Origin of the sequence: Cystobacter fuscus DSM 2262 (genome assembly GCF_000335475.2) — a bacterium.
Lineage (GTDB): Bacteria > Myxococcota > Myxococcia > Myxococcales > Myxococcaceae > Cystobacter > Cystobacter fuscus.
Genome location: NZ_ANAH02000010.1, coordinates 68,527 through 86,736, shown reverse-complemented (window position 1 = coordinate 86,736; position 18,210 = coordinate 68,527). Strand labels below are relative to the sequence as shown.

Annotated in this window: 18 protein-coding genes; 7 read left to right on the top strand and 11 right to left on the bottom strand. The window is 69.4% G+C overall.

The features are described from left to right. The first annotated feature begins 72 nt into the window (after positions 1 to 72). The 5 genes from D187_RS18705 to D187_RS18685 all read left to right on the top strand — a co-directional run bounded on the left by D187_RS18705 (position 73) and on the right by D187_RS18685 (position 3,096). Entirely contained in the window at positions 73 to 912 is an 840-nt protein-coding gene (locus D187_RS18705) for an LEA/WHy family protein (protein WP_043430546.1), read from the top strand. 109 nt (positions 913 to 1,021) lie between these two features. After that, a complete protein-coding gene (gene panD, locus D187_RS18700) occupies positions 1,022 to 1,414 on the top strand; it encodes an aspartate 1-decarboxylase (RefSeq protein WP_002621948.1) in 393 nt (130 codons plus the stop codon). A 50-nt stretch (positions 1,415 to 1,464) separates the two neighbouring features. After that, positions 1,465 to 1,959: a hypothetical protein gene (locus D187_RS18695; protein WP_002621947.1), complete on the top strand. Its 495-nt coding sequence runs from the start codon at positions 1,465 to 1,467 to the stop codon at positions 1,957 to 1,959. A gap of 15 nt (positions 1,960 to 1,974) precedes the next feature. Next, positions 1,975 to 2,586: an EcsC family protein gene (locus D187_RS18690; protein ID WP_002621946.1), complete on the top strand. Its 612-nt coding sequence runs from the start codon at positions 1,975 to 1,977 to the stop codon at positions 2,584 to 2,586. Between the two features lie 9 nt (positions 2,587 to 2,595). Further along, positions 2,596 to 3,096 (top strand): GGDEF domain-containing protein, encoded by a 501-nt coding sequence (locus D187_RS18685; protein WP_002621945.1) that lies wholly within the window; start codon positions 2,596 to 2,598, stop codon positions 3,094 to 3,096. Between the two features lie 7 nt (positions 3,097 to 3,103). Here the strand turns inward: D187_RS18685 and D187_RS18680 are convergent, their stop codons facing one another. Next, positions 3,104 to 4,606: a sigma-54-dependent Fis family transcriptional regulator gene (locus tag D187_RS18680; protein ID WP_002621944.1), complete on the bottom strand. Its 1,503-nt coding sequence runs from the start codon at positions 4,604 to 4,606 to the stop codon at positions 3,104 to 3,106. Between the two features lie 201 nt (positions 4,607 to 4,807). On the opposite strand from D187_RS18680, the gene D187_RS18675 reads away from it, so the two are divergent. Continuing rightward, positions 4,808 to 6,202, top strand: a complete 1,395-nt coding sequence (locus tag D187_RS18675) for an FHA domain-containing protein (RefSeq protein WP_002621943.1) — start codon at positions 4,808 to 4,810, stop codon at positions 6,200 to 6,202. A gap of 8 nt (positions 6,203 to 6,210) precedes the next feature. On the opposite strand, the gene D187_RS18670 is transcribed toward D187_RS18675, so the two are convergent. From D187_RS18670 to D187_RS18645, 6 genes are all read right to left on the bottom strand, one after another. After that, the gene (locus D187_RS18670; protein WP_155893432.1) at positions 6,211 to 8,412 is read right to left on the bottom strand and encodes a patatin-like phospholipase family protein; all 2,202 of its coding nucleotides are present in this window, start codon (positions 8,410 to 8,412) and stop codon (positions 6,211 to 6,213) included. Positions 8,413 to 8,496: 84 nt separating this feature from the next. After that, positions 8,497 to 8,877: a thioredoxin gene (trxA, locus tag D187_RS18665; protein ID WP_002621941.1), complete on the bottom strand. Its 381-nt coding sequence runs from the start codon at positions 8,875 to 8,877 to the stop codon at positions 8,497 to 8,499. Positions 8,878 to 8,887: 10 nt separating this feature from the next. Further along, complete coding sequence (locus tag D187_RS18660; protein WP_002621940.1) at positions 8,888 to 9,211, bottom strand: FKBP-type peptidyl-prolyl cis-trans isomerase; 324 nt, start codon at positions 9,209 to 9,211, stop codon at positions 8,888 to 8,890. Positions 9,212 to 9,356: 145 nt separating this feature from the next. Further along, positions 9,357 to 10,316 carry an outer membrane protein gene (locus D187_RS56380; protein ID WP_002621939.1) on the bottom strand — a complete coding sequence of 320 codons (960 nt, stop codon included), beginning with the start codon at positions 10,314 to 10,316 and terminating at the stop codon, positions 9,357 to 9,359. 130 nt (positions 10,317 to 10,446) lie between these two features. After that, a complete protein-coding gene (gene nadE, locus D187_RS18650; protein WP_002621938.1) occupies positions 10,447 to 12,336 on the bottom strand; it encodes an NAD(+) synthase in 1,890 nt (629 codons plus the stop codon). Positions 12,337 to 12,412: 76 nt separating this feature from the next. Next, positions 12,413 to 13,072: an LON peptidase substrate-binding domain-containing protein gene (locus D187_RS18645; protein ID WP_002621937.1), complete on the bottom strand. Its 660-nt coding sequence runs from the start codon at positions 13,070 to 13,072 to the stop codon at positions 12,413 to 12,415. 128 nt (positions 13,073 to 13,200) lie between these two features. Here D187_RS18645 and D187_RS18640 point away from each other — a divergent pair, with 128 nt between their 5' ends. Continuing rightward, the gene (locus tag D187_RS18640) at positions 13,201 to 13,767 is read left to right on the top strand and encodes a YqaA family protein (protein WP_002621936.1); all 567 of its coding nucleotides are present in this window, start codon (positions 13,201 to 13,203) and stop codon (positions 13,765 to 13,767) included. An 11-nt stretch (positions 13,768 to 13,778) separates the two neighbouring features. Here D187_RS18640 and D187_RS18635 read toward each other — a convergent pair whose 3' ends face one another. The 4 genes from D187_RS18635 to D187_RS18620 form a co-directional block, all read right to left on the bottom strand. After that, positions 13,779 to 16,115, bottom strand: coding sequence for an ATP-binding protein (locus tag D187_RS18635; protein ID WP_245591758.1), 2,337 nt, complete (start codon positions 16,113 to 16,115; stop codon positions 13,779 to 13,781). Between the two features lie 212 nt (positions 16,116 to 16,327). Then, positions 16,328 to 17,005 (bottom strand): HAD family hydrolase, encoded by a 678-nt coding sequence (locus tag D187_RS18630; RefSeq protein ID WP_002621933.1) that lies wholly within the window; start codon positions 17,003 to 17,005, stop codon positions 16,328 to 16,330. Between the two features lie 93 nt (positions 17,006 to 17,098). Continuing rightward, complete coding sequence (locus D187_RS18625; protein WP_002621931.1) at positions 17,099 to 17,683, bottom strand: ExbD/TolR family protein; 585 nt, start codon at positions 17,681 to 17,683, stop codon at positions 17,099 to 17,101. 15 nt (positions 17,684 to 17,698) lie between these two features. Beyond that, on the bottom strand, positions 17,699 to 18,184 hold the full coding sequence (locus tag D187_RS18620) for an ExbD/TolR family protein (RefSeq protein ID WP_002621929.1): 486 nt from the start codon (positions 18,182 to 18,184) through the stop codon (positions 17,699 to 17,701). Positions 18,185 to 18,210: the final 26 nt, after the last annotated feature.

Sequence of the window (18,210 nt, the reverse complement as noted above, 5' to 3'; positions counted from 1 at the left end):
ACTGTCCCGGTGACGGCCCGCGCGAGGGGCGATTGAATGGCCCCGGCGCTCTTCCCGTCCGCCTCCCTACCCATGAAGACGAATCGAACCTTCCTCCTCCTCGCTGTCCTTGGCCTCTCGCTCGGCACCGGCTGCGCCGCGCTGCAGAAGATGGCCAAGAATGCCTTCAAGAAGCCCACCCTCACCTTCAAGACGGCGCGCCTGTCCCAGGCCTCGCTCTCCGACGCCACCGTCGACCTCGTCTACCAGCTCAACAACCCCAACCCGCTGGGCCTCAGCCTCGCGTCGATCAGCTACGCCTTCTTCGTCGAGGACAAGCAGGTGGTGGCGGGCACGCCCGCCAAGGGCCTCAACCTCAAGGCCAACGGCAAGTCGGAGCTCGTCTTCCCCGCCAACGTGCGCTTCGCGGACATCGCGCCGGTGGTGACGACGTTCCTCAACAAGGACAGCGCCCGCTACAAGGCCCAGGGCAGCCTCGGCGTGAAGACGCCGCTGGGCGTGCTCAGCTTCCCCCTGGAGCACGAGGGCACCTTCGAGGTCCCCAAGATTCCCCAGGTGCAGTTCCAGTCGCCGCGCATCACCAACGTCACCGTGCAGGGCGCCACGGTGGAGTTCCCCCTGGTGGTGAAGAACCGCAACAGCTTCGCCCTGCCGGTGGCGGGCATCGGCGGCGCGCTCAAGGTGGCGGGCGCCAACGTGGGCAACCTCGCCACGGGCAACCTCGGCATGCTCGAGCCCGGTGGCACCAAGGAGCTCACCCTGCCCCTGAAGATCAACTTCGCCAGCGCCCTGTCCGCGGCCAATGCCCTGCGCTCGGGGGGCAACGCCCAGGTGATGCTCGACGGCCAGTTGCAGTCCGGCTCCCAGAACGTGCCGATGGACATCTCCCAACTCCTGAATTTCCGGAAGTAGTTCGCGGCGGAGAGGAGGGCAGGCTGGCGGACGAGGTGTTGTCGGTTGTTCCCCGGCGCATCCCCCGTTACGGTTGCGCCGGAATTCCCCACGGACCCCGACATCCGCCATGCGCCGAATCCTCTTCAAGTCCAAAATCCACCGCGCGACCGTGACCCAGGCCGATCTGGATTACGAGGGCTCGGTCACGATCGACCGGAACCTCTTGCGCGCCGCCGACATCCTCCCCTTCGAGAAGGTGGCGGTGTGGAACGTGACGCAAGGCACCCGCCTGGAGACGTACGCCCTGGAGGGTGAGGCGGGCAGCGGCGTCATCTGCATCAATGGCGCCGCCGCGCACCTGAACAAGCCGGGGGACCTGGTCATCATCGCCACGTTCGCCGAGGTGGAGGAGAACGAGGCGAGGAACTGGAAGCCGACGGTGGTGTTCGTGGACGCCGCCAACCGCATCGTGCCCGGGGTGACGGAGGAGATTCCGGGCCCGGCGCGGCGCATCGCCTGAAGCACGTCCCGTCCGCCTCGCTCCGCTTTACGCTCCCGCGCGGGCTTGCCATGCTCGCGCGCGAGGGGCGCGCGGAGGCGCTTCGAGAGGCGAGGGACGAGATGAAGTGGACGTGGGCAGGCGCGGTCCTGGTGGGGATGCTCGTCGGCTGTGGGACGAGCCGCGAGGCGTTCCGTCCCAACCCCAACGACGATGATCCATTGGTGGGCTCGGTGAAGGTGGTGCGCGCGCCGCTGAAGGATCGCTGCGAGCAGCATGGGCGCTCGTCGGTGCGCGGCCCGTGTGACGAGGCCCGCTACCTGGCGACCGAGTACACGCGGCGGCTGGCCGTGGGCGACGAGGTGTGCCTGGAGGACGGCTATGGCGAGGAGCCGGGGCCGGCGTGCAAGGCCCGGGCGGTGGTCATCGACACGGCGCCCGACCAGGTGAAGCTCGAGGTGCGCTCGACGAAGCCGGACTCGCGCTGGTTCCAGGTGGAGATGCGGCATGCCTGGTACGAGGAAGCGGCGCTGGTGGACCTGTACCTCGAGGAGCAGGGTTATTGAGGGGAGGAGGGCAGCATGGCGTTCTATGATCCCATCGCCGACACGGTGAAGAAGCTCACCCCCGCGGAGCTGAAGAAGCTGGCGGACACGAAGCTCACGGACCTGGTGCAGCAGGAGGTGCCGCGCGCGCGCAAGCGGGTGCTGGAGCTGGAGCAGCGCTACCCGTCCGCGGGCGTGCGCGAGCGGGCCCAGCGGCTCATCGACGAGAAGAAGCACGTGGCGAGCATGACCGGGGGCATCTTCGGTGCCTTCGGGCTCATGGGGCTGCCCGTGGATTTGACGGTGATGGCGTGGCTGCAGCTCACGCTGCTCGTGGACGTGGCCACGCTGTACAAGGTGAACCTCAAGGGCACGCACGCGCTCAACGAGCTGTTGGACCTGTACGGCTACACGACGGGCGTGGGAACCATCCAGCGCTCGGGGCCGCGGGTGCTGGGCAAGGTGGCCGAGGTGCTGCTCAAGAAGGGGGGCATGCAGACGCTCGGACGGGCGATGCCCCTGGTGGCCGGGCCGGTGACGGCGTACCTCAACAACAAGCACATCCAAACGGTGGGCGACAACGCGGTGCGCTTCTACGAGGGCTTCCACAAGGCGCACGCGAAGACACGCGCCGCCTCGCACAAGTGAGAGCCGCCGATGAGCGAACGCGCCCCCCAGGTGTGTCCCCGGACGGGCGCCTACCTGCGGCCCTACTTCGAGGAGTTGCTGGCGCGCGCCGTGTCGGACGCGCACCTGGCGCGGCTGCCGCTCACGCTGCTGTGGGTGGACGTGGATGAGACCCAGGAGGGCAACGACGCGCACGGCCGCGAGGCGATGGACACGGCGTTGAGCGCGCTGGTGGACGAGCTCGCCGCGGAGCTGGACGGGCGCGGGCCCATCGGGCGCATGGAGGGGGACGCCTTCGCGGCGCTGCTCTACGCGGTGACCCCGGACATGGGCGAGCGGCTCGCGCAGCGCATGTGCCGCCGGTTCGCGGCGAGGCGATTCGGCCCGGAGCCGGGCGGCTTCCACCTCACGGTGTCGGTGGGCGTCGCGGCGATGCGGCCCCAGGAGCCGTATGGCAACCTGCTGGACGCGGCCGAGGCGTCCTGTCTCCAGGCGAAGCAGGCCGGGCGCAACCGGGTGGTGCGGCGCTAGCCCCCGCTCACGACATCCCCAACGCCTTCATCCGGGCCTTGAGCGTGTTGAGCGCGATGCCCAGGTCCGCCGCGGTCCGGGTCTTGTTGCCACCCTGCCGGGCCAGGGCCTCCTGGATGTCCTGGACGGTCAGGGCACTGGGTCGCTTGCGCACGGGCGCCAGGGACTCCACCGGGGAGGAGCCCGTCATCGGCAGGAGCAGCGGCGCCAGCGGCCCCAGCGCGCCTCCGAAGCCCAACGCGCGCTGCTCCAGATAGGAGCGCACCGCCTCGAGCGAGATGAGGGCCGGCGCGCTCGCGTTGCCCTCCAGGGACTGCTGGGCCGCCTCGCGCGCCACCACCGTGCGCACGGTGGACTCCAGCTCGCGGATCTGCCCGGGCCAGTTCGCCCGCGCGAGGAAGTCGAGCGCCTCGGGGGTGAGCTGGGCGTCGTACTGCTGCTCGACCTTGAGCCGGTGCAGGAAGGTGGCGACGAGGTGGGGGATGTCCTCGCGCCGCTCCTCGAGCGTGGGCAGGATGATGAAGTCGCCCGCGGCGAGCCGCTGCGCCAGGTCCGGCCGCAAGTCCGTCTGCCGCAGCGGCACCTTGGAGGCGGAGATGAGGCGGAAGCGGGGCGGGGGCTCGCGGAAGTCCGCCGGAGCGCCCAGCGGCGCGAGGCTCCCGGTGCCCTCCAGCACGTCCACGAGGAAGTCCTGGGCGATGCGCGGCAGGAACTCCACCTCGTCCAGGAAGAGCGTGCCGCCGTTGGCCCCATAGAGCTTGCCCACGCGCGCGAGCGAGGCGCCCGTGTACGCGCCCTTGAGATGCCCGAGCAATTCACTCGTGAGCGAGGCGGGATCCTGTGGCAGCCGCCCACAGTTGAGGATGACGAAGCTGCCCTCCAGACCGCCGCGGCGGTGGATTTCCCGCGCGATGAACGTCTTGCCCGTGCCCGAGTCGCCCCGGAGGAACACCGGCAGCGGGTGGCGCGCGCACCGGTCGATGGAGCGCTCGAGCTGCACCGTGGCCGAGGAGACACGCGGTGTGGTGTGGGGACGGGCCCCACCCTCCAGGGGCATCTCGGCCAGCAGGGTGAGGCGGCTCTTGCCGTTGCCCAAAAGCACCATGTCCCCCGCCTCGAGCACCCGATCCTTCGAGGGGGTGAGGCGCTGGAAGCGCACCCGGGTCTCCTTGCCGGGCACGTCCGGGCGGCCCACGTAGCTGCCATTCTTCGAGTCGAGGTCCCGGTACACCCAGCGGCGATCCTCGCGCAGCGACAGGCGCCCGTGCTGCCGGCTCACCGCCTCGTGGGAGAAGACCACGGTGGACTCCGGCGACCGCCCGAAGATGTAGGCCCGGTCTGGATACAGCGGGGACACCAGATCCTCGATGCCCTCGCGCTGCACGCGCAGCGCCTTGGGCTCGCGGTAGGGCGGATTCCACCCCGAAGACGTGTCCGGCTCGTTCTCCCGCCCCGCCCGCCCCGCGGCGCCCTCGCCTCCCCCCGCTGTGTCCTTGTGCCCGCCTGCCATTCTCACTCCGGGTACGAGACTGCCGTCAGGACTGATAGCAGTTTTGACGTCTGGCGACCGCCCGGAGCGGACTTCCCGGAAGCGATGGGATTAAAAGTCTCTGGTAGCACGGTAATAAATGAGCGAGGGTGCGCTGGCATGCGACGTGCTTGGAACTGGTGCCGGCAACCGGGCGTACGGGCCCTCCTCCCAGGAGCACGCGTGTTCAACATCACTGTCGGGTTCATTGGTGAGAACAGCACCCAGACGGGGATCCTCAAGCGGCGGGAAATCGCCATCGGGAGGGATCCCGCGAACGATCTCGTCCTCGATAACGGCAGCGTCTCACGCACCCACTGTCGACTGGTTGCCATTGAAGGAGCCACCATCGTGTTGGACGAGAACTCGAAGAACGGAACCTGGCTCAACGGCAAGCCCGTGGACCACCCCTCCGTGCTCAAATTCGAGGACGAACTGGTCATCGGACCCTACTCCCTGCGCGTCCAGTCCCTCGTGGGACAAGGCACCGCCCAGGATATCCCCGGGGGGGTCGTTTTGAACCCACGCCTTGGGCACACATCATCCTCCACCCCGGGACAGACGGCGCTGATCCAGGGGCTGTCCTCGCTGGAGAACCGGCGGCAGGAGCTGCGCTGGCTCATGCGCGAGCCGGCCGCCCACCCGCGGGTGGACGGGCTGTTGCGCGCGGCGCTGAGGGATGCCGACCTGGAGGTGCGTCTGACGGGCGCCCTGACGGCGGCCAGGCTGCGCGCCCGGGAGATGCTGCCCCTGTTGCAGTCCTCGGACACGCCCACGCTGCTGCAGGAGGTGGACGAGCCGCGCGAGCGCCGCTTCCTCGAGCAGCTCTGGTACGGGGTCATCCGCTACCTCCAGGAGCGCCGCAACCCAGGGGACACGGTGCCCGGGAGGGATCCGCTCCGGCCGCTGTGGCAGTTGCTGGCGGGGGAGCTCGAGGTGACGGACTCGGCCTCGCTGCTCTTGCACTCGCTGAGCACCCCCCTGGAGACGGGGCCCGGACCCACCGCCCTGCCCCCGGGCGTGCTGGAGGAAGGCGGCCTGTACTTCCTGCGCCGCTCGGGCGTGCCCCTGCAGTGGGTGGCCCCCATCGAACACTGGCTGGGCGCTCCCCCCGTGCGCCGCGTGCGCTCCGCGGGCTTCTTCGTGGCCCGCGTCCCCATGGATCGCCCCCTCGCCAAGTGGGTGGGTCAGCCGCAACCCGTCCGTGTCGTCTCTGACCACGAGCAGGTGTGGTTGGGCTCGTGCAAGGAGGCGGAAAAGCTGTGCGCCCAGCTGTCGGAGCTGGAAGGTGTCACCTTGCGTCTGCCCACGGCGGACGAGTGGGAGATGGCGGCGCGCGGCACGGATGGACGGCGCTACCCATGGGGCAACATGCCCCAGGAGGACTGGGAGGAGTGCTGCTCGCCGTGGGGGGTGGACCACCTGGTGGGGGACGTGCCGGAGTGGACGTTCGAGCCGGACAGCGGCACCCAGTTGCTGCGCGGAGGCGTGGAGGCGCGCACGTGGGTGCGCCATCCCGTCTACGAAGGCGAGGAGGAGTTCGCCGCCGCGCTCCGGTTCGTCATCGCCGGCGTCTGAGCCCCGGCTCACGGCGGCACGTCACGTTGGCCCGGGCAGAGCAGGAGCTGCCGGGCACGCGCCTGGGCCTCGGGGCTCGCGGTGAGCCACTCGCGCACCGCGGCCACCTGGTGAGCCATCGTGGCGCTGTCCGCGGCGCGCTGCAGCTGCGCCACATCGTGCGCCGACAGCGCCCAGCTCAAGGGCGCCGTCTGGCTGAACTCGAAGGGCTGGGTGGTGAAGAAGCACGGCTGTCCGGCGTTCAGCTCGTCCTGCACGAGGCTCAGCAGCTCGTCGTTGCGAAACGACATGCTCGACTCGCGCGCCTGGAGCACCGCCTCGATGGGGGACGTGAGCCCTCCCATCACCGCGCCCGCCCCGCTCTCGCTCAGCTTCGAGAGCCGGCCGTTGCGCAGGTGATCTCGAATCTGCAGCAGCACCACGCCCGAGGTGCACGCGCGGATCCACTGGCGATGCGCGTGCAACCACATGAGCGCCAGGTCCACCCCGTAGTTGTCGTAGTAGCCGGCGTCCACCACCCGCACGCGCGGCGCGGTGGGCAGCGCGCTCGCCGGGCTCATGTAGGGAAACGAGGCGCTCATGCGCGCCGCCGTGGCCACCGAGAAGACGGATTGCTTGCGGGGGAAGAGCTGGAAGAGCTGCACGCCCGACAGCGAGAGCAGGGCCCGGGAAGCCTCCTCGCGCGAGTCTCCACTCGGGTCCGCCACCAGGATGCTCGACTCGGACGAGGTGAGCGCCGACAGATCCAGGTTGCTCACCAGCAGCCGCCGCCCGTCCTCCACCAGCATGGGTGAATACACGAGCGAGGGCAGCCACCCGGAGGCCTCGCCCGGACGCAGCGCCTCGAAGGAGCGCCCCAACAGGCCCTCGGTGTTGCGCACCCAGGTGTGCTCCAGCGAGCGGCCCCGGTCCTCGCCTCCGGGCAGCAGCAGCGAGATGGCCGGAGAGGAGAGGCTGTCCTGCTGCATCACGGCCGGCAGGGAGAAGTCCCCGGGCAGGCCCTCGGCCCGCAGCGCCGTCACCCAGGTGCCCGCCGCCACCATGCCGCCCGAGGCGCCGGTGACCAGACGCACGTAGCGGTGGAAGCCCGGCACTCCCTCGGGCCCCTGGAGCTTGGAGAGCACGTGCGCCGTCCAGGCCGCCGCGCGGATGCCGCCGCCGCTCGTCGCCACCAGCGCCATGCGGGGCTTGGGGCCCGGCGCGCAGGGGCCCCAAGCCTCCTCGGACACGGGCGGCGTGTCCCCGGGAGCGAGCCACGAGGCCCCGGGGGGTGGCTCCGCCCGCATCCGCGCCAGCCACGCCTGGAGCGCCTCCTCGTCGCCGAGCAGGCCCGTGTCCCGGGGAGGGCCCGGACGCGCGCCCGTGTACGCGGGCGGCTGGGACAGGGACAGCTCGGCGTAGACGGAGTCGTCCGCGCACCCGCGCCCGCCGAACAACACCAGGGCTCCGGCGAGCAGGAAGGTGCCCATGTGGCGCGAGGGAAAGAAGAAGCGGACCGCGCCATAGACGGCCCCGCTCAGGCCCACCGCCACGCAGATGACCACCGCGGGAGACACCCAGTTGTGCACCCCCGTGAGCGCCACGTTCGCGGCCACCAGCAGGTAGCCCAGCACGAAGAGCAACAACAACCAGGCCTGCAGCACGTGCAGCACCAGCAGGTGGGTCGAGCGCCGGCGGAAGAACGTCGCCCCGATGCGCCGCAGCAAGCGGTGCCGGCGCCAGTCCGACTCGCTCCAGCGCCGCAACCACTCGGTGCCCCGGGTGAGCAGCACCATGACGCCCAGCGCGGCCAGCTCGCCGAAGAGGAAGGCGAAGTGCCGACGGATGAGGCACGGCACGCTGAGCACGCCCAACAGCAGCGGATAGGTGCCGGTGCGGAACAGGTACCAGCCGAGCGAAGGCGGCACCCCGCCGCGCTTGCCCCGCCGGGGCGCCAGGGCCCACCGCTCGTCCGCGTCCAGCAGGTAGCCGATGAAACACAACTGCCCGAGCAACATCGCCGCGATGAAGCCCGCGATGAACGTCACCCGGGGCACGTCATGGAAGAAGAGATTCGACAGACCCAGCGCGTCGAAGGCGCCCCACACCATGGACACGACGAGCGCCTGGAGCACGAGCAGCACGGGGCTGCGGCTCCACCATTCCAGGAGGGGACGCAGCGGTTGCGCCGTCCTGCCCCGCCACCAGTTGCGCACCCACGCCCAGGACATAGGCCCCGAGCCTGCCCCAGAACGCCTGCCCCGGGAACCCCCACCGCTCACGGGCCGCGGGGGGTGCCCCGCGCGCCCGGGCGCTCAGGCTTGCGGCTCCTTGGCCTTCTTGCTCGCCTCGATCTGCCGATGCACCTCGGCCATGTCGAGCGCGCGCACCTGCCGGATGAGATCCTCCAGGGCCGCCGCGGGCAGGGCGCCGGGCTGCTCGAAGAGCAACACCCCATCCCGGAACACCATCAGCGTGGGGATGGAGCGGATCTGGAAGCTGCCGGAGAGCTCCGGCTGCGCGTCCGTGTCGATCTTCCCGAAGACGATGTCCTCATGCTTCTCGGCGGTCTTGTCGTAGATGGGCGCGAAGGCGCGGCAGGGACCGCACCACGAGGCCCACCAGTCGAGCATGACGATGCCCGGCTTGGAGACCGTGTCCTTGAAATTGTCCTTGGTGATTTCGAGTGTGGCCATGGGAAAGCTCCTAACGGACCTCCAACAATTCCACCTCGAAAAGCAACGTGGAGTTGGGGGGAATGACGGGCGGGAAGCCCCGGGCGCCGTAGCCCATCTCCGGCGGGATGGTGAGCTTGCGAATGCCCCCGACCTTCATGCCCGCCACGCCCTTGTCCCAGCCCTGGATGACCTGACCCGCGCCCAGGCGGAAGGTGAAACCCTCCTTGCGGTCCCGGCTGCTGTCGAACTTCGAGCCGTTGGTGAGCGTCCCCACGTAATGCACCGTCACCGTCTTGCCCGCCACGGCCTCGGTGCCCGTGCCAACCTTCGTGTCCTCCACCTGCAAGCTCATGCGTCATCTCCCATTGGAAAGAATCCCACCTTAACGTCCCCCGTCCGCGCGCCGCACCCGGAAGGCTGCAAAAAGAGCGGCGCGGCGCCCGGAATCGCAGGGCACCGCGCCGTGACTGTCCTGACTTCGTCACTCTCGGGGGGACCTAGAACGTGCCACCCAGGTTGATGGTGCCGGTGTAGCGGCCCGTCCAGGTGTCGGCCTCCACGCCCGTGGAGAAGTCGTTGTTGAGCAGGAAGTTGTAGTTGATGCGCGCATCGGCGGTGAAATCACCGATGTGCGTGCGCAGACCCGCGCCCACCGGGATGTTGGCGTTGGTGTCGTCGCGGAAGCCAGTGTCACCGGCATTGCGGACGTTGTAGCGGTTGAGACCGAGGCCGCCGAGCACGTAGGGCTGCACGGGCGTCGCCGCGAGGCCGAAGGTCAGGGCCGCCTGGCCGCCGTTGCGGATGATGTCCGGACCACTGCCCGCGTTGCCCCGCAGCTCGTTCGCCGCGCCGGAGTAGCCGAGTTCCAGGCCAAACACCTTGCTGGGCTTGATGGCCGCGGTCACGCCCACGGCCGCGCCGGGCCGCACCTCGGGAGCCAGTCCGCCGGTGTAGCCTTCCACACCGCCGCCGACCATCACCGTCAGGCCGCGCATGTCCGCTTCCTTCTTGGGCTTCTCGTCCAGAGCCCTCAGCGCCTCGGCCTCCTTCACGTCGTAGCCGGAGCCGCCAATGGCCTCGGAGTCATGCACGTCGTAGTCGCGCTGCAGCGACGAGGGCTGCTCCCCGGGCAGCAGGCCCGCGTGCGGATCCTGCGCCGGCAGGCCCGCGCCGCCCGTGCCCGGCTGCAGCGGCGTGCAGTAGAGCGTCACCCCGCCCTGGCCTTGGATGATCTGCGAGTTCGGAGCCGAGGGTTGGATCGCGGAAGGTGCCGCCACCTGACCCGATCCTCCGAGCCCCTGCTCTTGGAGGTTCGCATCTCCGGCGCCGCCGATGCCCATGTTGGCCGGGGCTCCCTGATCATGCCCCTGATTCACATCCGTCTCGGCTTCCTGGGCCATCGCGGCGCCGCTCGAGAGCACCGCCGTCACAAGACCCGCCAAAATCTTCTTGTTCATCCGAACCTCCAACCGTCGTGTGGGTGACAGGAAGTTCGTTACCGGTGTGACGATCGGCAAGGAGTGGCCCCCGGGGGAGGGCCGTCCTCCCGCTCCGAGGGCACTCGACCAGACGGCCCTGGAGGACGGGTCAGCCGCGCGTCCAATCACTGCTCGTCACGACGGGCAGTTGCAGGGCGCGCTCGCGATCCAGGTCCAGGTTGCCGATGTGCAAGGACAGCGGGGCCTGCACCCACTTGTAGATGGACTGGAGGAAGAGCCGGATGAACTTCTCCACGTAGCCGCGCAGCCGCTCCGCCTCGACCTCGGGGAACATCGCCTCGAGCGCCAGCATCATCTCGGCGGGCACCAGCTTCTCCCCAGCGAACAGGTAGAAGCACGCGTCGAGGATGGGAAAGGGCATCAGCTCCTCCTCGCCCACCTGGTTGTGCGCCAGCTCCGGCCCGGCCGGCTTGGAGAGCACCTTGCGGATGCCCTCGTGGTTCGTCTGCTCCAGCAGATAGTCCAGGAGGTACATGACGACCGTCTTGGGCACGTTGGCGATGACGGCGAGCGCCCCCATCAAATCTCCACCCACGGTGGTGTAGCCCACCGCGCGCTCGCTCATGTTGCCCGTCTGCAGGAACAGGCCCCCGCTGGAGTTGGACCAGTTCCACATGCGCTGGGCGCGCAGGCGCGCCTGGATGTTCTGCTCGGTGAGGGCCGTGGGCTGGGCGCCGCCGAGCATCGTGCGGGTGACTTCCAGCTCCCGGTCGAACGCCTCCTCGATGGGGATCACCTCGAAGGGCACGCCCAGCTCGCGGGCGATCGTCTCCGCCGCGTCGCACGTGGCGTCACTCGAGTAGCGGCTGGGCATGTAGAAGGCGCGGATGAGGCTGCCCGGGTTGTCGGGCCGCACGCGCCTGGCGTAGCGGTGGGCGACGAGCAGGGTGAGCAGCGAGTCGCGCCCGCCGGACAGGGCGATGCCGAGCACCTTGAAGGCCCGCGTCTTCTCGAAGTAGTCGCCCACGCCGAGCGACAGCGCATCGAGGATGTCCTCGCACAGCGCCTCGCGTCCGGAGCGGCGGGTGTCGGGCCCGGGCAGGAAGAAGCTGCGGTGGGCGGGCACGGGGTAGCGCAGCTTGTCGCGCCGGGTGGTGACGACCTGCGTGCAGTCGATGGTGGGCACCAGCTTGCCGCCCTCGCGCAGCCACGTCTCCCGATCACTGCGCCAGGTGGTGTTCTCCGTGCGCAGGCGCAGCGTGCGGTCCAGGTCCACCACCGCCGCGGCGAAGCCCTGGCGGAAGCGGGGCTCCTCGGCCACGGGCTTGCCGTTCTGGTTGATGAAGCCGCCGCCATCGAAGATGAGGCCGTCGTTGCTGCCCAGCGCGTTGGAGTAGGCGATGGTGCACTGGAAGTCCGCGGCGCGCGTGGCGAGCTGCTCGCGCCGGGTGTCCACGTGGCCCAGCCGGAAGGGCGAGGCGGACAGGTTCACCACCAGCTCTCCGCCCGAATAGGTGCGCCGGCGGATGGGCCCCTCGGGGCTCCAGATGTCCTCGCACACCTCGGGGGAGATGATGCCGAAGTCGAAGCGGAAGAGATAATCGCCGAGCGGAATGCCCCGGAAGTGCTCGTGCATGCCGGGCACGCCGCGGGCGAAGGTGCGCCCCTCGTAGAAGATGCTGTAGGTGGGCAGCTTCTCCTTGGGGACGAGGCCCACCACCTTGCCGCCCGCCACGATGGCGGCGCAGTTGTAGCGCAGGCCCTGATGCGCCACCGCCACGCCGATGAGGAACACGGTCGGCAGCGAGGCCGTCTCCCGGGCGAAGCGCTCGAGCTGGGGCCACTGGTTGTCGACGAAGCCCTGCCACTGCACCAGGTCCTCGGGGGGATAGCCGCCGACGAGCGATTCCTGGAAGACGCCCACGGTGACGTCGTCGGCCGCCATCTGGCGTGCCAGCTCCAGCGCCGCGTCCACGTTGCGGGCGAAGGCACCCACGGTGACGTTGACGCTGGCGAGCCCAATCTTCACGAGCCGCATGGAAAGAGTGCCTCCTCGAACTCAGAACGGGATGAGGCGCGCGAGCAGACGCCCGGACGGCACGCCATGCAAGCGCCTAATTCAGCGGACCCGTCGGCTTGACCGGACTCAAACGCGCGACGAGCTCCGCCACCTCGTCCACCACCTCCAGCAGCCGCGTGCGCACGTCCAGCTCGCACAAGAGCTCCTGGCGCCGCTCGGGCTCCGGCACGATGGCGGCGGCCACCACGTCCGCCAACATGCCCCCCTGGGAGCGCGCCGCGAGCGGCAGGAGGTTCTCCGCGAAGGACACCGGCACGCGTCCGGCCAGGTCGAGCACCGCCTGCCGCAGCCGCTCCTCCTCGGGACCCTGGTAGACCGGGTCCGGCAACGGGTGCACCCGCACCTCCCGGTAGAGCTTGTCGGCGGGAAGCTCCGCGAGCAGCCGGGCGCGGCAGACGCCCTGCAGGAGGATGTTGTAGCGCCCGTCCGGCAGCTCCTCGTGCCAGATGATGAGCCCGGCGCACATCATGGGCTGCAGGGGGGGCCGCTCCGCGTACTGCCCTTCCCAGCCCGGCTCGAGCTGGGCGAGCGCCATCACCTTGTCCCCGGCGAGCGCATCGCGCACCAGGGCCCGATAGCGCGGCTCGAAGATGTGCAGGGGCAGAACGGCGTGCGGCAGGAGGACCGCGGAAGGCAGCGGAAAGACCTTGAGAGCCTGGGTGGTTCGCTCGATGCGTTCGAGGGCCGTCGTCATGGGGGCGCACCGTAGCCCGGTCCCCGGGCCCGGGTGAATGAGGGGGTGTCGCCAGCCGGCAGGCGGGCGTCTTCCGGGGGACGGAAGGCTGATAACGCGTCCACTTTCCGCTAGCGTGCGCGCCCTCGATGACCGAACCCGCTCCCGTGGCCGCCCCTTCCGAGAAACCCTCCTGGTACCGCCGACTCTACCTGCGCGTGGAGTCCCTCTCGTCCACCCCCCATGCCCTGGGCGCCATGATGTTGGTGTCCGTCGTGGACGCCTCGGTGTTTCCCATTCCGCCCTTCGCGCTGCTCGTGCCCATGGTGCTCGCCCAGCCGCGCAAGTGGGTGCGCTACGCGCTGCTCGGCACCGTGGCGAGCCTCCTCGGGGGCTTCATCGGCTACTACCTGGGGGTGCTCGTGCACCAGGGCGCCCTGAGCGCCCTGAACATCAACCTGGATGCGCGCATCGAGCGCTTCGGCATCAACGCCACCGTGGGCGAGCTGCTCGGCCAGAACTTCTGGGTGTTGGCGCTTTTGTGCTCGGTGCTGCCCACGCCCTTCAAGATCGTCGCCATCGGCAGCGGCATGGTGAGCGTGCCGTTGGAGCGCTTCTTCCTCGCGGCGCTCATCGGCCGCTCGGCGCGCTTCTTCGCCGTGTCCGGGGTGATGCGCTTCTTCGGACCCACGGCGCGCAAGTGGCTGCGCGTGTGAGCTGAGCCGCGCTAGGCCGCGGACGAGGTGGCGAGCGCCTCGTCGATGGTGGCCAGCAACTCGTTGGGCCGCACGGGCTTCTCCAGGACGCGGTTGCGCACCGTGCGCACGAAGTCGCGCATGGCCTGGGTGTAGGCCCCGCCGGAGATGAAGACGAGCCGCTCGAGCAGCTCCGGCGCGTGCGCGCGCAGGTGCGAGTAGACGTCCATCCCGGTCGTCCCCGGCATCTGCAAGTCACACAACACCAGATCGAAGCGCTGCCCCGCGCTCACCCACGCCAGGGCCTCGGCGCCGCGAGTGGTGATGACCACGTCGTGCGAGGGCTCGATGAGCATGCGCATGGATTGGGCCAGGCGGGGCTCGTCGTCGATGATGAGGATGCGTCGGCGCGGAGCGGACTCGGCCACGGCACCAGCCGGCTCGGGCTCGGAGGGCGTGGCGGACGTCTGCGTCGCGGCGGGCAGCACGAGCGTGAAGACACTGCCCTTGCCCAGCTCGCTGCGCACCCGCAGCTCGCCGCCATGGGACTGGACGATCTGCTGACAGATGGCGAGCCCCAGGCCCGTGCCCTCGCCGGAGGGCTTGGTGGTGAAGAACGGCTCGAAGATGCGCGAGAGCACGCTGGGAGACATCCCACAGCCCGTATCGGACACCTCCACCAGGGCGCGGCCGAGGCCGTCACCCCCCGTGCGCACGCGCACCTCGTGCCGCTCGGGATTGCCCTCGGGGATGGCCTGCAGCGCGTTGACGAGCAGGTTGAGCAGCACCTGCCCGAGCCGGGCCTCGCAGCCGAGCACCGGAGGAGGTGAGCCGAAGTCTTCCACCAACCGGGCCCGGGCTCGCACCGCGTGAGCCGCCATGCGCATCGCGGGAACCACTACCGCGTTGACGTCCAACATTTCCCGCTCCTCTCCTTCCTGCCGACTGAAGACCTTCAGGTCCCTCACGATGACGCGAATGCGCTCGGCGCCCTCGCGCACGGAGTCCAGTCGGGTGCGTGCCTCGGCGAGGTGCTCGGGCCCCTGCCGCAGGCTGCGCGCCACGCCTTCCAGGTTCAATAGAAGGTAAGCCAGTGGGTTGTTGATTTCATGGCCCACACCCGCCGCCAGGGTGCCGACCGCGGCGATCCGCCCCGCGGAGACGAGCTTCTCCTGCAACTGCCGTTGCGCGGTGAGATCATGGTGGGTGCCCACGACGTACGAGACCTGTCCGCCCCCGCTCGGGATGCGCGACAGGTGCATCTGGCTGAACAGCCGTGAGCCGTCCTTGTGCATCAGCACCACTTCACCACGAAAGTCACCCTCCTCACGCAAGGTGTCTTCCACCCGCTGCTGGATGTCCTGCGCCGCCGCGCAGAGCTCCCACGGGGAGCGGCCCGCCAGTTCCTCCTGCGTCCAACCGCACATCTCCTGGAAGAAGGGGTTGAGGAAGATGATCCGGGGCCCCTCTCCCGGGCGCTTCTCGCAGATGACCACTCCCTCGCGCACGTTGCGCACGGCGGTGGTCAACGCCTCCAGTTGCGTCCTGGCCGCGCCCTGTTCGCGGCGCACCTCCCTCCACAACAGCCCGACGCCGGTGGCGAGCGCCAGCAAGAGCTTGAACCCGAGCAGGCCCGCCACGCGCGCCCCCTCCGCCGACACGAAAACATCCGAGGCCACGAGCGCGTTGCCCATGGACACCGCCACGAGCAGCACCAGGCTGAGCGCCGCCCCCGGTGAGCCGAAGCGCAGGGCCGCCCACACCCCGAGCGGAAAGAGCACGAGCACCTGCGCGTAGACGAGCGAGGAGCCCCGCAGGCCCACGCTGAAGGACCACAGACACACGCCCAGCAACAGCCCCATGAGCGCCAGACCCTCGCGCCAGAGCGTCTCCGGCTTGCGCCGCGCGAGCAGCATCAAGGCCACCCCGGCCCCCAACATCCCCAGCAGGCTCTCCATCCAACCCCGCCAGACGAGCCCTCCCACGGCTTCCCAGGAGAGGGACGTCCGGGATGCGAGCGACAGCACGCCCGACGGGAGGCCCACCAGGGTGCCCGCCGTCGCGGCGCAGGCGAGCACGCCCACGTCCTGGAGACGTGCCTGCCTGGCGGAGAAGCCGAGGTGCCGCAGCAGCCACACCCCCAGCACCGCCTCCAGGGTGTGACCCGCCGCAAGCATCAGCGCCAGGCCGGGGGAGGCGGAGCCCGCGAGCAGCTGGACGCCCAGCGAGCCCAGGAAGACGGCGGGCCAGCGTGAGCGGCCCAACAGAAACAAGCCCGCGAGGGCCACGCCCAGGGAAGGCCACACCGGGTGGGTGATGCCCACGAGCGATGCCTGGGTCATCCCGAGCCAGGAAGACGCGAGATGCACGACCGCCAGCGCGAGCGTTTCGGCGAATCCTCTCGAACCTTCCACACGGAAATGCTCGAGGCGCTGTGATTGCGTCGGAATGGCGGTGCCCCCCACACACGTCCCGGCTCTCAGCGGCGTGGATGAGGCATGTTAACCGGCCCGCCGTGCAGCGGAAACGTCCACCGTCCTGGCTGTTCTCCTACCGAACAGACATTCCCGGGCGCGCTCCCTCAGGAAGCAAGGGCGCGAGGCAGGGCCAGCAGGTGCTGGAGCAGTTCCTCCACCGAGCGGGCGATCACCCGGGCCTGGTGGGTCCGCAGTTCCTCCTCGTCGCGGAAGCCCCATGTCACGCCCACGCCGTACATGCCCGCGGCCCGGGCGGTGTCCATGTCCACGGACGTGTCGCCGATGAAGGCGCACCCGCTCGGGTCCACGCCCAGCTCCGCCGCCACGCCGAGCGCGGCCGTGGGGTCCGGCTTGCGGGGCACCCCGGCGCGCTCACCATAGACGGCCGCGAAGCGCACACCGGGCAGGAGCTCCGTCACCAGCCGGCGGGTGGCCGCGTCGGGCTTGTTGCTGAGCACCGCCAGCTTCACGCCCTCGCCCACCAGGCACTCGAGCAGGGGGAGGATGCCTGGGAACGGCCGGGTCTCATCCAACATGTGCTCGGCGTAGAAGGCGCGGTAGGTGGCGAGCACGGCCTCCCGCGCGTGCGCGTGTGCCTCGGGGACGGCCCGGGCCACCAGCACCTGGGCCCCCTCACCCACGAAGTGCCGGTAGGCCGGCAGCGGATGGGGGGGCAGGCCGTGGGTGCTCAGGGCATGGTTCATCGCCGCGCCAATGTCGTGCAGCGAGTCCACCAGGGTTCCGTCCAGATCGAAGAGCGCGGCGCGAAGGGAGTGGGACATACCTTCCCGCAAACACCAACGCCCCGGTCCGGACAAGTCCGAGACGCGGGGCGCGGGTGGTTTCCAGGCCCGGGGGCCCGGAAGGGACGACGATTACGGCGTGGCGGCGGCGGAGGGCTCGCCAGCGGCGCCCGCCTCGCCCTTCTGCAGGGTGGCGAAGTTGATGTTGTTGTAGCCCGCGCTGGCGCAGCTGAACATCACCCGCTTGATGATGGCGAACTCCACTTCCTTGTGGGCCTGGATGTTCACGTCACCCTTGAAGGCGTTGGTGTTGCCCTCGGCCATGGCGTGGAGATCCTCGAACTGCTTCTTCATGTCCCGCAGCTTCTCCTCCAGGGCGGGAATGTTGAGGTACTCCTCTTTGACGAGATCCTGAACGCGGCCCACGACGTTGCCGGAGATGGAGACCTCTTCCCCGGACACCATCACCACCGGGTTCATCTCCACTTCCTTGACGTTGACCGCCTCGGGCAGCTGGATGTCCTTGGTCATCATCAGCACCTCGCCCGTCGCCGAGAAGTTGGCGATGAGGAAGAGCACGATGATCACGAACATGTCGACCAGGGGCGTGATGAGCACGTCGGCGTTGCCACTCTTGTGACCGTGCGTGCCGTGGCCGAACACCTTGGAGTGTTGCAGCCGTTTGCAGTAGCGCTTACCGGGAGCCTTGATGGCCATGGTGTGGATGCCTTCCTAACCCATGATGGCGGACACCGAGACCTGGGGCAGGCCGGCGCCGATACACTGGTCGATGATCCGCACCAGGTCTTCGTAGTGGACCTTGTCCTCGGTCTGCAGCGTGATGGCAGACTGGTCCGGGAACTGCGACTTGAGCTCCTTGAAACGAGCGAGCAGCGGCGCCAGGTCCAACTTGCCGTTGGCCCCGCGCTTGGCCTCGATCGACGGGAACTCACTCTGATCCGCCACCAGCTTCAGCTCGGTGGGCGTGACGAACAGCGTGAGCTGAACCGTCTTGGTCTGCTCTTCCTGCTTCTGTTCCTCGTCGGTGGAAGGCCCTCCGGCCTGTGCCACCTGGAGACGGCCGATCTGGGTCCAGACCGCCGTCATGATGAGGAAGCTGATGGTCACCGCCATCAGATCGATAAAGGGGGTGAGGTTGATGGCAACGTCGAGCGACTTCTTGCCTTTGCCTCCCCCCAGGTCCATTCCGCCGGCCATGGGGCTCTCCTTTCCTTTCCGGAGCG

Coding starts and splice junctions, on each gene's coding strand:
- D187_RS18705 (WP_043430546.1), top strand. CDS start 73: ATGAAGACGAATCGAACCTTCCTCCTCCTCGCTGTCCTTGGCCTCTCG.
- panD (WP_002621948.1), top strand. CDS start 1,022: ATGCGCCGAATCCTCTTCAAGTCCAAAATCCACCGCGCGACCGTGACC.
- D187_RS18695 (WP_002621947.1), top strand. CDS start 1,465: ATGCTCGCGCGCGAGGGGCGCGCGGAGGCGCTTCGAGAGGCGAGGGAC.
- D187_RS18690 (WP_002621946.1), top strand. CDS start 1,975: ATGGCGTTCTATGATCCCATCGCCGACACGGTGAAGAAGCTCACCCCC.
- D187_RS18685 (WP_002621945.1), top strand. CDS start 2,596: ATGAGCGAACGCGCCCCCCAGGTGTGTCCCCGGACGGGCGCCTACCTG.
- D187_RS18680 (WP_002621944.1), bottom strand. CDS start 4,606: ATGGCAGGCGGGCACAAGGACACAGCGGGGGGAGGCGAGGGCGCCGCG.
- D187_RS18670 (WP_155893432.1), bottom strand. CDS start 8,412: ATGTCCTGGGCGTGGGTGCGCAACTGGTGGCGGGGCAGGACGGCGCAA.
- trxA (WP_002621941.1), bottom strand. CDS start 8,877: ATGGCCACACTCGAAATCACCAAGGACAATTTCAAGGACACGGTCTCC.
- D187_RS18660 (WP_002621940.1), bottom strand. CDS start 9,211: ATGAGCTTGCAGGTGGAGGACACGAAGGTTGGCACGGGCACCGAGGCC.
- D187_RS56380 (WP_002621939.1), bottom strand. CDS start 10,316: ATGAACAAGAAGATTTTGGCGGGTCTTGTGACGGCGGTGCTCTCGAGC.
- nadE (WP_002621938.1), bottom strand. CDS start 12,336: ATGCGGCTCGTGAAGATTGGGCTCGCCAGCGTCAACGTCACCGTGGGT.
- D187_RS18645 (WP_002621937.1), bottom strand. CDS start 13,072: ATGACGACGGCCCTCGAACGCATCGAGCGAACCACCCAGGCTCTCAAG.
- D187_RS18640 (WP_002621936.1), top strand. CDS start 13,201: ATGACCGAACCCGCTCCCGTGGCCGCCCCTTCCGAGAAACCCTCCTGG.
- D187_RS18630 (WP_002621933.1), bottom strand. CDS start 17,005: ATGTCCCACTCCCTTCGCGCCGCGCTCTTCGATCTGGACGGAACCCTG.
- D187_RS18625 (WP_002621931.1), bottom strand. CDS start 17,683: ATGGCCATCAAGGCTCCCGGTAAGCGCTACTGCAAACGGCTGCAACAC.
- D187_RS18620 (WP_002621929.1), bottom strand. CDS start 18,184: ATGGCCGGCGGAATGGACCTGGGGGGAGGCAAAGGCAAGAAGTCGCTC.